This is a genomic window from Pseudomonas sp. Arb-4-2C (assembly GCF_055755015.1).
The window spans coordinates 5,815,896-5,826,638 of the sequence record NZ_CM146899.1; the positions used below are offsets into that span (position 1 = coordinate 5,815,896).

The 10,743-nt window shown below is 60.5% G+C and carries 12 protein-coding genes; 7 read left to right on the forward strand and 5 right to left on the reverse strand.

Going from position 1 to position 10,743, the window contains the following annotated elements; all coding sequences use genetic code 11:
* Positions 1–35: 35 nt before the first annotated feature.
* From folE2 to AC0J41_RS26430, 6 genes are read left to right on the forward strand one after another with little or no spacing between them, the layout of a single operon-like run.
* Entirely contained in the window at positions 36–932 is an 897-nt protein-coding gene (folE2, locus tag AC0J41_RS26405) for a GTP cyclohydrolase FolE2 (RefSeq protein ID WP_473013990.1), read from the forward strand.
* Complete coding sequence (locus AC0J41_RS26410) at positions 929–1,597, forward strand: metal ABC transporter ATP-binding protein (RefSeq protein ID WP_473013991.1); 669 nt, start codon at positions 929–931, stop codon at positions 1,595–1,597. Before folE2 ends, AC0J41_RS26410 begins: the two co-directional genes overlap by 4 nt.
* Entirely contained in the window at positions 1,597–2,463 is an 867-nt protein-coding gene (locus AC0J41_RS26415; protein ID WP_025112619.1) for a metal ABC transporter permease, read from the forward strand. The genes AC0J41_RS26410 and AC0J41_RS26415 overlap by 1 nt, the downstream gene beginning before the upstream one ends.
* Positions 2,464–2,474: 11 nt before the next feature.
* Positions 2,475–3,350, forward strand: coding sequence for a metal ABC transporter substrate-binding protein (locus AC0J41_RS26420; protein ID WP_473013992.1), 876 nt, complete (start codon positions 2,475–2,477; stop codon positions 3,348–3,350).
* A complete protein-coding gene (locus AC0J41_RS26425) occupies positions 3,347–3,907 on the forward strand; it encodes a gamma carbonic anhydrase family protein (protein WP_025112617.1) in 561 nt (186 codons plus the stop codon). Before AC0J41_RS26420 ends, AC0J41_RS26425 begins: the two co-directional genes overlap by 4 nt.
* Positions 3,908–3,910: 3 nt before the next feature.
* On the forward strand, positions 3,911–5,242 hold the full coding sequence (locus AC0J41_RS26430) for a dihydroorotase (RefSeq protein WP_473013993.1): 1,332 nt from the start codon (positions 3,911–3,913) through the stop codon (positions 5,240–5,242).
* Positions 5,243–5,323: 81 nt separating this feature from the next.
* Here AC0J41_RS26430 and AC0J41_RS26435 read toward each other — a convergent pair whose 3' ends face one another.
* On the reverse strand, positions 5,324–5,842 hold the full coding sequence (locus AC0J41_RS26435) for a DUF3617 domain-containing protein (RefSeq protein ID WP_025112615.1): 519 nt from the start codon (positions 5,840–5,842) through the stop codon (positions 5,324–5,326).
* Between the two features lie 131 nt (positions 5,843–5,973).
* Here AC0J41_RS26435 and cls point away from each other — a divergent pair, with 131 nt between their 5' ends.
* On the forward strand, positions 5,974–7,413 hold the full coding sequence (gene cls / locus AC0J41_RS26440) for a cardiolipin synthase (protein WP_473013994.1): 1,440 nt from the start codon (positions 5,974–5,976) through the stop codon (positions 7,411–7,413).
* 43 nt (positions 7,414–7,456) lie between these two features.
* Here cls and cfaB read toward each other — a convergent pair whose 3' ends face one another.
* From cfaB to bufA2, 4 genes are all read right to left on the reverse strand, one after another.
* Positions 7,457–8,644 (reverse strand): C17 cyclopropane fatty acid synthase CfaB, encoded by a 1,188-nt coding sequence (cfaB, locus tag AC0J41_RS26445; RefSeq protein ID WP_473013995.1) that lies wholly within the window; start codon positions 8,642–8,644, stop codon positions 7,457–7,459.
* 84 nt (positions 8,645–8,728) lie between these two features.
* The gene (locus tag AC0J41_RS26450; protein WP_473013996.1) at positions 8,729–9,517 is read right to left on the reverse strand and encodes an HvfC/BufC family peptide modification chaperone; all 789 of its coding nucleotides are present in this window, start codon (positions 9,515–9,517) and stop codon (positions 8,729–8,731) included.
* Positions 9,508–10,353, reverse strand: a complete 846-nt coding sequence (gene bufB / locus AC0J41_RS26455; RefSeq protein WP_473013997.1) for an MNIO family bufferin maturase — start codon at positions 10,351–10,353, stop codon at positions 9,508–9,510. The genes AC0J41_RS26450 and bufB overlap by 10 nt, the downstream gene beginning before the upstream one ends.
* A gap of 64 nt (positions 10,354–10,417) precedes the next feature.
* Positions 10,418–10,669: a BufA2 family periplasmic bufferin-type metallophore gene (gene bufA2 / locus AC0J41_RS26460; protein WP_025112611.1), complete on the reverse strand. Its 252-nt coding sequence runs from the start codon at positions 10,667–10,669 to the stop codon at positions 10,418–10,420.
* Positions 10,670–10,743: the final 74 nt, after the last annotated feature.

Here is a 10,743-nt window from a genome sequence, read left to right on the forward strand (position 1 = left end):
TAACATTCAATTCAATCAACACGATGGTCCCGAACATGAATTCGCTGACACTTCCGGATATCGCCACTCAAGCCGCTCGCCAAGCACTACCGCTTGAGTGGGTGGGAATGCGCGGCATTGCCTTGCCCGTTTTATTCGAGGGCCAACGCCTGAGCGCGAAGGCTGATGCGGGCGTTAGTCTCGATGATGGCGAGGCACGCGGCATTCACATGTCACGGTTGTATCTGGCCCTGGCGACGCTTGAGCGGCAGAACCTTTCTCCACGGGTTTTGCGTCAGGTACTCGAGGATTTCCTGGATAGTCACCATGGTTTATCCAGTAACGCCTACCTGAGTATCCATAGCGAAGTTCTGTTGAAAAGGCCGGCGCTCGTCAGCCCATTGGCCGGCTGGAAAAGCTATCCAGTGAGCATTTGTGCCAGCTTGAAAAACAAAGTGTTCCACGTGGAACTGAAAATCGAAGTGCCCTACTCCTCAACTTGCCCGTGCTCGGCAGCACTAGCGCGGCAGTTGATCCAGCAGCAATTCATCGATGATTTTGCCAACAAGCCACTTCAGCACGCAGAGGTTCTGGCGTGGCTTGGATCAAGCCACGGCATCGTTGCCACGCCGCATAGCCAACGCAGCACCGCGCAATTGCACATGGACCTGGAGGAGTTCATCGACGAACTGCCTTTGAGCGTAATCATCAACGACGCCGAAGCCGCGCTCGGTACCGCCGTGCAAACCGCAGTTAAACGCGCCGACGAACAAGCTTTCGCTCTGGCCAATGGGCAAAACCTGATGTTCTGCGAAGACGCCGCGCGGCGACTCAATCTGGCCCTGCGCCGCTCGCCCGGCGTCAGCGGATTCCACCTGCGAGTGATTCATGCTGAAAGCCTGCACGCCCACGATGCCGTCGCCGAAAGTCATTGGCACCGGGAGCTTGCATGATCCGCTGCCATACCCTGAGCTGGGGCGCCCCGGGCCAACCGCTGACCTCCCCACTCACCATCGCGCTGGAAAGCGGCAGCCTGAGCGCTATCGTCGGCGCTAACGGCTGCGGCAAAAGCAGCCTGCTGAAAGTCATCGCGGGATTGCAGAAACCGTTATCCGGAAAAGTCGCGCTAGGCGTTCCACGCCAAGGTGGACTGTCGTTCCTGCCGCAACAGCAACACCTCGACCGACAGTTCCCCATCAGTCTTGAGGAACTGGTGGCCGCTGGTTTCTGGGGCCGCCGGCTATCGACACAACTGCGCGCACAACGCCTGACCAACGCACTCGAACACTGGCACTTGAACGGGCTCGAAAAGCGCCCACTGATGGCCCTCTCCGGCGGCGAACTGCAACGCGCGTTGCTCGCCCGTTTAAGCCTGGCTGACGCGCCGTTACTGCTTCTCGACGAACCCCACGCCGCACTCGATGAACTGGGTCAGCAATTGCTTTGGCAACACATCCACGCCTGGCACGCCGAAGGTCGAACATTGCTGGTGGTCTGCCACGACCTTGCGGCCGTTCGCCAACATATCCCGCAGACGCTGTTAATCAAAAACCGGGAATGCGCGTTCGGCGCCAGCGCCGAACTGATCCAGCAAACACCCAGCACGCAGGTGGCCTGATGCTCGCCGTCAGCCATTTCTGGCAACCGTTCAGCGAGTTCGTATTCATGCGCCGAGCGCTGTTGGGTGGATTGCTGCTGGCCTGCAGCACGGCGCCACTTGGCGTGTTCCTGATCCTGCGGCGTATGAGTCTGATCGGCGACGCGGTCGCCCACGGCATTCTGCCCGGTGCAGCATTGGGCTTCTGGTTCGCCGGCCTGAGTCTGCCCGCGTTGACCCTGGGTGGTCTGGGTGCCGGCCTGAGCATGGCAGGGCTTGCCGCCTGGATCACCCGACGCACTGGCCTGCGCGAAGACGCCAGTCTCGCCGCCATCTACCCGATCTCACTCGCCAGCGGTGTGTTGATTCTCGGCATCGCCGGCAAACGCCTCGACTTGCTGCACCTGTTGTTCGGCTCGGCACTCGCGGTCGACGGCCCTACACTTCACGGCATGTTATGGGTCTCGGCACTCAGCCTGATCGCCATGGCAGTCATCTACAAACCGCTGCTGCTCGACACCCTCGATCCCTTATTCCTGCAAACCGTCAGCCGTCTCGGCCCCCTCGCCCACGGCGTGTTCCTGACCCTCGTCGTGCTCAATCTGGTGATCGGTTTCCAGGCCATTGGTGCCTTGATGGTGGTCGGCCTGATGATGTTGCCAGCCGCCGCGGCCCGTTTCTGGAGCCGACGCCTGCCAGTGCTGATCGCCATTGCGGCGCTGATCGGTTGCCTGTCGGTGTGGCTCGGATTGCTGCTGTCGTTCGACTACTCGCTGCCCAGCGGGCCGGCCATCGTCCTGGTCGCCGGTGGCGCTTATCTGCTGTCCGTGGTGTTCGGGCCGGTCCACGGTCTGCTGCGCCGCCCACCTTCGCTTACATCCCAATGAGGTGTTTTCCGATGCGCGTTCTACTCGTGCTGTTCAGCTTGCTGCTGTCGATGTCGTTGTCGGCGGCGGAAAAATTGCCGGTGGTCACCAGCTTCAGCATCCTTGCCGACATGGTGCATCAGGTCGGTGGCGAGCATATTCAGATCACCAACATGGTCGGCCCGGACGCCGATGCACACACCTATGAGCCGACACCGGACGACGCCAAAGCGCTGCTCAAGGCCAAGTTGATCATCAAAAACGGGCTCGGCTTCGAACCATGGCTCGATCGCCTGGTAACCAGCACCGGCACCCAGGCTCCGCTCATCAGCGCCAGCCACGGTGTGATTCCGCGTTCGCTCGATGAAGACGGCGAGACCATTCCCGACCCGCATGCCTGGCACAACCTGGCCAACACCGAGTTGTACATCGCCAACATCACCAAGGCGCTGATCGCTGCCGACCCGGCGAACAAGGCCGACTACCAACGCAACAGCCAGACCTACCTGAAACAGATCTATGCCCTGCTTGCCGAAGCCAAGGCCAAGCTCGGTTCGCTACCGCCGGGCAATCGCAAGATCGTCACCAGCCACGATGCGTTCGGTTATCTCGGTCAGGCGTACGGTATCGACTTCATGGCCCCGCAAGGTCTCTCCACTGAGCGTGAACCTTCGGCTGCCGAAGTGGCCGCACTGATCACACAGATCCGCCAGGCCAAAGTCAAAGCGGTGTTCATGGAAAACATCAAGGACGCGCGCCTGCTCAAGCAGATCGCTGACGAAAGCGGCGCGCACATCGGCGGCACGTTGTACTCCGATGCCCTCGCCGCCAGTGGTCCGGCCAGCACCTTTGCCGGGCTTTTCGAATACAACCTCAACACCCTTTACAACGCACTGAGCCAACCATGATCCGCAAGAATCCTTCAGGTGATCTGCCGCAGATTGCCGAGTCGGCCTACGTCGACAAAACCGCGATCATCTGCGGCAAGGTGGTCATCGGCGAAAACGTGTTCGTCGGCCCCTACGCCGTGATTCGCGCGGATGAGGTGGACGCCTCAGGCGCGATGGAGCCGATTACCATCGGTGCCAATTCGAACATCCAGGACGGCGTGGTAATCCACTCCAAATCCGGCGCCGCCGTGACCATCGGCGAATTCACCTCGATCGCTCACCGCTCGATCGTGCATGGCCCCTGCGTGGTCGGCGACCGGGTATTCATCGGTTTCAACAGTGTGCTGTTCAATTGCGTGGTCGGTGACGGCTGCGTGGTGCGGCACAACTCGGTGGTCGATGGCCGCGATTTGCCGGACGCGTTTTACGTGCCCTCCACCACCCGCATCGGCCCCAACACCGACCTCTCGCAGTTCCCGCCGGTGAGTGTCAGCGCCTCGGAGTTTTCCGAAGACGTGGCGCGCACCAACGTCGATCTGGTGCGCGGGTACAAAGCCTTGCAGAACGAGTTCTGAACCATGAGCAGCGTGCTGATTCGCAACGCAAGACTGGTCAACGAAGGACGCGAATTCGATGGGGATCTGTTGGTCAGCCATGGCCGCATCGTCAAGATCGCGCGCACTATCGACGGCGAAAATGCACGGGTGGAGATCGACGCTCGTGGCCAGTGGCTGATGCCGGGCATGATCGATGACCAAGTGCATTTCCGCGAACCGGGAGCACCGGCAAAGGGCTGCATTCACACCGAGTCCCGAGCGGCGGTAGCCGGTGGCATCACCAGCTTCATGGACATGCCCAATACCCAGCCGGCCACCCTCACCCTCGAAGCGCTGGCCGACAAAAAGCGTCGGGCGGCGATCAACTCTGTGGCCAATTACGGCTTCCACTTCGGCGTGAGCCAGAACAACCTCGACACGGTCGCCGCGCTGAATCCCTGCGAAGTCGCCGGGGTCAAAGTGTTCATGGGTGCCTCCACCGGCAACATGCTGGTGGATGACCCGAAGATTCTCGAGCGCCTGTTCGCCGAAGTGCCAACGATTCTGTTGGCCCATTGCGAACACACGCCGAGCATCGAGGCCAACGCAGCCCGACTGCGCGAACGCCTTGGCGAACACTTGCCGGCCAATATTCATGCGCGGGTGCGCGATGCCGAGGCTTGCTACCGCTCATCTTCACTGGCGGTGGAACTGGCGAAACGGCACGGCACCCGTCTGCACGTCTTGCACCTGACCACCGCTCGCGAACTCGAGTTGTTCGCGGACAAGCCGCTCGTGCAGAAACACATCACGGCTGAAGTCTGCCTGCATCATCTGCTGTTCGATGACCGCGACTACCCGGCCCTGGGCAACCTGATCAAATGCAACCCGGCGATCAAGACCCGGGCCGACCGAGATGCCTTGCGCGCGGCGTTACTGACTAATCGACTGGATGTGATCGGCAGCGATCACGCACCGCACACTTGGGAGGAAAAGCAGCGCCCGTACGCCGAGGCACCTTGCGGTTTGCCGCTGGTGCAACAGGCTTTGCCGGCGCTGCTGGAACTGGTGGCCGACGGCGTGTTGCCGATCACCACGCTGGTGGCGAAGACCAGTCACCGGGTGGCAGATCTGTTTGCGATTCCCGATCGGGGTTATTTGCGTGAGGGCTATTGGGCGGATCTGGTGCTGGTTGAACCGACGGCTCTGGAAGTGTCTCGGCAACCGATTCTGTCGCAGTGCGGTTGGACGCCGTTTGCCAACAGAACCTTCCGGCACCGGGTGAATACTACGTTGGTGTCGGGGCAAATTGCGTGGGATGGCGGACGGATCAATGAAGGGTGTCAGGGCCTACCGTTGCGGTATATGCGCTGATCATCAAACGCTTTCGCGAGCAGGCTCGCCCCCACAGGGAAATGCATTCCAACTGTGGGAGCGGGCTTGCTCGCGAAGCTTTTACGTTCTTGGCTTAACAGTGCCGCAATCCTGACCCAACCACACCGCGCGGGTTTCCAGGCTGCCCTTCTGGTTAATGCCGATGGCATTGAACGTGCCGTTGGCCACGGTGGTGAACTCCCGATCACTGAGGAACGTGGCGACGCCAGTCCCCTGCGCTTTCGGGCAACTGAAACGGAACTTCCATTGATTGCCGGTGCGCTCGGTGATCTGCTGTTTACAGCCCGACTGCGGATCGGCCAGCGGGATATCGTTGGTCGCGACCTGCTGCGGCGTGAGGCACGCACGGATGCCCTTGCCGCCAATATTGATCCCGTTCTTCTCCAGCGCTGCCCGTTGTTGCGGGGTCATCTGACCTTGAAGCTGGCCGAGGATCGATTGCACATCCATTGGCTGGTCATCGACCTTGACGTTGCTCGAGGTCATCTCCCACAGCCCCGGCTGCAGCATCTGCGCCTGCGCCACCAACGGCATTGCCAAACCCAGGCCCAGCGCCAAACCCAGCAGACGAACGTTCATCGAAAAACTCCTGATCAGTAGTGGCCGTTAGACGTCGGCCGATGGCTTCGGTTCATGGGCCAATTAAATAGCGACAATCGCGCTGGAACATGGTCTGTTACGCATTGAATCTTCAGGAGCAAGGCTGCCCCATGGATTATTTTGGACCGCACATTTTCGGTTATCTGATCGCCCTGATACACAGCCTCGGCTTGATCGCCGCGATCCACGCGGTGCTGACCGTTCGCACCGCCCAAGGCTCGATCGCCTGGGCATTGTCGCTTATTTTCATTCCCTACCTGACGCTCATCCCCTATCTGGTGTTCGGCCGTAGCACCTTCGACGGTTACATCAAGGCGCGGCGCCAGGCCAACGAACAGATGCGTCAGGCAATTTCCGAGTTGAACTGGCGACCGTGGGTGGAAGAAGCCCTCACCGCCCGCGCCTCGAATGCCTACGCCTCCCTGCGCGCCATGCCCAAGTTGGGGCGCATGCCGTGTCTGGCGAACAACGAAGTGCAACTGTTGGTGAATGGCCACGCGACCTTTTCGGCGATTTTCCAGGCGATCGATCAAGCGCGTGAAGCCGTACTGATTCAGTTCTTCATCATCCATGACGACCGTCTTGGTCAAAGCCTGCGCGACCTGTTGCTGAAAAAAGCCGCCGAAGGCGTGGCGATTCATCTGCTCTACGACCGGATCGGCAGTCACGCCTTGCCCCACAGTTACGTGCAGGCGTTGCGCGATGGTGGTGTCGAGGTCAAAGCCTTTGCCACGCGCAGCGGCTGGCTCAATCGCTTTCAGGTGAATTTCCGCAACCACCGCAAAATCGTCGTGGTCGATGGCGTGCTCGGCTTTGTCGGCGGGCATAACGTCGGTGATGAATACCTGGGCGAGAAGCCGCCACTGGCGCCATGGCGCGATACCCATGTCCAGGTCCGTGGCCCAGTGGTGGCCTGCATGCAGGAGTCGTTTGCCGAGGACTGGTTCTGGGCCGCGCGCACGTTGCCGCCACTGATCCTGCCGGATGTCTACCCGGAGGACGGCGTGCTCTGCCAGTTGCTCGCGAGCGGTCCGGCCGACGCCTACGAAACCTGTTCGCTGTTCTTCGTCGAAGCAATCCATGCCGCGACGGAACGGGTGTGGATCACCAGCCCGTATTTCATTCCCGATGAGGCGGTATTCGCCGCATTGCGCCTGGCAGTGCTGCGCGGCGTCGACGTGCGCCTGCTGCTGCCTTCGCGCCCGGATCACCGCATCGTCTACGCCGCGTCCAGCCTCTACGCGTTCGAAGCGGTGCGCGCCGGCGTGCGGGTATTCCGCTACGAACCCGGATTCCTGCATCAGAAAGTGGTGTTGATCGACAGCGAAATCAGCGCCATCGGCAGCGCCAATCTGGATAACCGTTCATTCCGGCTGAATTTTGAAGTGATGCTACTGACCGTCGACAGCGAGTTCGCCGCCAGCGTGGAACACATGCTCAACGAGGACTTCGACCAGGCTTACGAAATCGCCAAAGAAGAAAGCCGGGAGGTCCACCGCCTGCAACAGCTCGGCATGCGGATCGCCCGGCTTATCTCACCGATTCTCTGAGAGGCTCATCCCCTCTCGACGAGAGAGGGGGATGGTTCAGGCCTCAAGGGTGATAGATGTCGTCGCGGGTCCAGGGCAGTTCATGGCTGCCGTCCGGATGCGCCTTCACCGCGAGAATCTGGTGCAGATTGATCCAGCCACGTGCGAAAGCGTAGGCGCAACCGGCCAGATACAGGCGCCAGATGCGCAATGCCTGATCCGGCACCAGTTTCCCGGCGGCTTCGAGGTTGTCCTCCAGACGCTCGCTCCAGTGATCAAGCGTGCGCGCGTAATGCAGGCGCAGGCTTTCGACGTCGACAATCTCCAACCCGGCTTCGCTGATCTCGGCCGAAATCATCGACAGGTGCGGCAGCTCACCGTTGGGGAATACATATTTTTCGATGAAGTCACCCGCACCGCGTCCCACCGGACGGCCATCAGTGTGCTTGGCGGTGATGCCGTGGTTCATCACCAGACCGCCCTCCTTCACCGCGCCGAACAGGACCTTGCAGTATTCGGCGAGGTTGGCATGGCCGACATGTTCGAACATACCGACGCTGACCACCTTGTCGAAGCGACTGTCCTGAGGCAGGTCGCGGTAGTCGAGCAGTTGCAGTTCGACCTGGTCTTCCAGGCCCTCGGCCTTGACCCGCTCCCGGGCCAGTTCCAGCTGTTCCTTGCTCAGGGTGATGCCGAACACCTTGGCCCCGAATTCCCGCGCGGCATAACGCGCCAGGCCTCCCCAGCCACAACCGACATCCAGCAGATAGTCGCCCGGCTGCAAACGCAGCTTGCGACACAGGTGACGGAATTTGGCCTGTTGCGCCTGCTCCAGGGTTTCACTGCCGGTTTCGAAATAGGCGCAGGAATACGCCATGTCACTGTCCAGCCACAGCTGGTAGAACGCGTTGGACAAGTCGTAGTGATAGGAAATGGCTTTGGCGTCGGTTTCCTTGTCGTGCACTGCACGCACTGGCTGGGCACCGTCGTCTTCATCGAGCAAGGCGCTGCTCAATTCGTCGCAGACCCGGATGACCTCGCTGATCGAGCCCTCCAGTTCAAGCTTGCCTTCGACAAACGCCGCCCCCAGCGCGTCGAGGCTTGGATGCGTGAACTGGGTGACCATCTGCGGGTCCTTGACCACGATGGTGACGCTGGGCGCCGGCCCCAGATTGAACTCATGGCCGTCCCAGAGCCGCAGGCGAAGCGGAAGCTGCAGTTTCTGTAAGGCCGGTGGAAGTTGCGCGAGCATGGAAAATCCCCCTTGTTTCAGACGTCAGATCTGAGGGTAGACCATCCTTGAAAAATAGCAGGCTATCGATTTGATAAGCCGAGCCTATCGTTCCAGACGCTCCAGCAGGCCGTCATGCACCCACTGCTTTAACCAGGTCACGGCCTGAAGTGGTGCGCCCTCACCATAGATGACTGCTAACTCGGCGCACAGTTCGGCGAAATTCCAACCCTCGTTGAACAGGCCGTTCAGGGCATTGGCCTCGGCCGGTTCCAGACTGCGGTAATTGCACAGCAGATCATTGCGCCAGACCAGGCATACCTGCGGGTCTTGAAGTGCCGAGCTGTCGGGGAAATCCGTCGCTTCCTTGACCGAACGCCACACAGCCAGACTGTTGAATCGCTGCTCAAGCCATTGCACCGAGGGCGTCGGCTTGAGCTGAAGTGCAGGCCATTCCTGGGCAGACAGCGCCGCCATCGCCTCAATCGTCAACGGCACACCGGGCAGCGCATCAAAAGCCAGCGTGAACGCCCACTCCAGCGCTGCCAGTTCACTCAACGGCGCGCTCTGCTCCGGCATCAGATACTCGCGGATAAACGCTTCAAAACCACGACCGAGCCAACGCAGGCTGTAGTGCGTCGACGGGTATCGGCGGATGTACGCACTGGCGAGCCCATCGAACTCCTCATCCCCCATCCAGTGATGGATAGCCGGGAAGTCGTTACGCAGCACTTCCAGCAAACGCGCCTTGTAGGCGTTGTGATAGATCGCCAGCCCGGTGTCGACATCCAGCGTCGGGCCGCCGATCAGGCTGGTAGTCAAGGCCGGGGGCGACGTCGTCGCGTCCTCCAGCAGAAAGGCCTCAAATGCCAATTGCCATTCGTTCAGGCGCATGGCTGTCTCCCGGCCAAAACCCGATCACCCAGTTCACGGGCCTTGTGCAGTTCGTCGAGCAGTTCTTCAAGCGGCGGGAAATGATCATCGCGCTCCAGCAGCGTCGCCACCGGGCCGAAGTGCTCCAGGGTGCGTTGATACAACGCCCAGACCGGATCGCTGACCGGATGATCGTGAGTGTCGATCACGTAGTCACCGTAATCGCTATGCCCGGCCAGATGCAGCTGGCGCACCTTGTCCTTGGGCAAACTCTGAATGAACGTCCACGGATCAAAGCCGTGATTGCGTGAGCTGACGTAGACGTTGTTGACGTCCAGCAGCAACTCGCAGCCGCTGACGCGACTCAGTGCCTGCAGAAATTCCCATTCGCTGAAGTCATCGCAGGCTGCGCGCACGTAACTGGAAACGTTCTCCAGCACCAACGGCCGCTGCAACACGTCCTGCACCTGCGTCACGCGTGCGGCGATGTACTCAAGGCTTTCTTCGGTGTACGGCAGCGGCAGCAAGTCATGCAACTGATGGGCATTGCCGCGGCTCCAGCACAGGTGATCGGAGATCCACGCCGGTTTGACCCGGTCGGCCAAGTGCTTGAGCTGTTTGAGATAGTCCGGATCGAGGTCATGCGGCCCGCCGATGGATAGGGACACGCCATGCATCACCACGGGATAGCGTTCGGCAATGGCGTCGAGAAAGTACAAGGCTTTGCCGCCCTGCACCATGAAGTTTTCCGAGACCACTTCAAACCAGTCCACGGCCGGCGACTGTTCGAGGATCTGCTGGTAATAGGCGCTGCGCAAACCTAGGCCATAGCCCAGGAAAGGAACGGAAGCTGACATGCCAGGACTCCTTTGCAAAGTGGCCGCAGCGGCATCACCCGCTGCGGCAGCACTCACAGGTGGCTTACTCGCCGACCTTGCCACCGGCTTTTTCGCAAGCCGACTGAGTCATCGCCTTGAAGCCCTGCCCCTTGCAGGAACCCATGCCTTTGCACGCATGGTCCTTGGTCTTGCAGTCGTTCTGGCCTTTGCAGGCGTTCACACCGTAGCAGTGAACCTGGGCATCGGCTGCCATCGCATTGGTAGCGACACCGGCAAACATTGTGGCAGCGGCCAAAGCGAGAGCGGCACCAGCAGCAGCGGTCTTGATAGTCATTTTTTTAATCCTCGGTAAGCGTCAGGGGTGTCGGCTGGAAGGTTGTTCAGTCCCGACATAGCACTAGAGAGGGC

What these genes read in the sequence shown, in the direction of transcription:
- folE2 (WP_473013990.1), top strand. Translation starts at nt 36, where the DNA reads ATGAATTCGCTGACACTTCCGGATATCGCCACTCAAGCCGCTCGCCAA.
- AC0J41_RS26410 (WP_473013991.1), top strand. Translation starts at nt 929, where the DNA reads ATGATCCGCTGCCATACCCTGAGCTGGGGCGCCCCGGGCCAACCGCTG.
- AC0J41_RS26415 (WP_025112619.1), top strand. Translation starts at nt 1,597, where the DNA reads ATGCTCGCCGTCAGCCATTTCTGGCAACCGTTCAGCGAGTTCGTATTC.
- AC0J41_RS26420 (WP_473013992.1), top strand. Translation starts at nt 2,475, where the DNA reads ATGCGCGTTCTACTCGTGCTGTTCAGCTTGCTGCTGTCGATGTCGTTG.
- AC0J41_RS26425 (WP_025112617.1), top strand. Translation starts at nt 3,347, where the DNA reads ATGATCCGCAAGAATCCTTCAGGTGATCTGCCGCAGATTGCCGAGTCG.
- AC0J41_RS26430 (WP_473013993.1), top strand. Translation starts at nt 3,911, where the DNA reads ATGAGCAGCGTGCTGATTCGCAACGCAAGACTGGTCAACGAAGGACGC.
- AC0J41_RS26435 (WP_025112615.1), bottom strand. Translation starts at nt 5,842, where the DNA reads ATGAACGTTCGTCTGCTGGGTTTGGCGCTGGGCCTGGGTTTGGCAATG.
- cls (WP_473013994.1), top strand. Translation starts at nt 5,974, where the DNA reads ATGGATTATTTTGGACCGCACATTTTCGGTTATCTGATCGCCCTGATA.
- cfaB (WP_473013995.1), bottom strand. Translation starts at nt 8,644, where the DNA reads ATGCTCGCGCAACTTCCACCGGCCTTACAGAAACTGCAGCTTCCGCTT.
- AC0J41_RS26450 (WP_473013996.1), bottom strand. Translation starts at nt 9,517, where the DNA reads ATGCGCCTGAACGAATGGCAATTGGCATTTGAGGCCTTTCTGCTGGAG.
- bufB (WP_473013997.1), bottom strand. Translation starts at nt 10,353, where the DNA reads ATGTCAGCTTCCGTTCCTTTCCTGGGCTATGGCCTAGGTTTGCGCAGC.
- bufA2 (WP_025112611.1), bottom strand. Translation starts at nt 10,669, where the DNA reads ATGACTATCAAGACCGCTGCTGCTGGTGCCGCTCTCGCTTTGGCCGCT.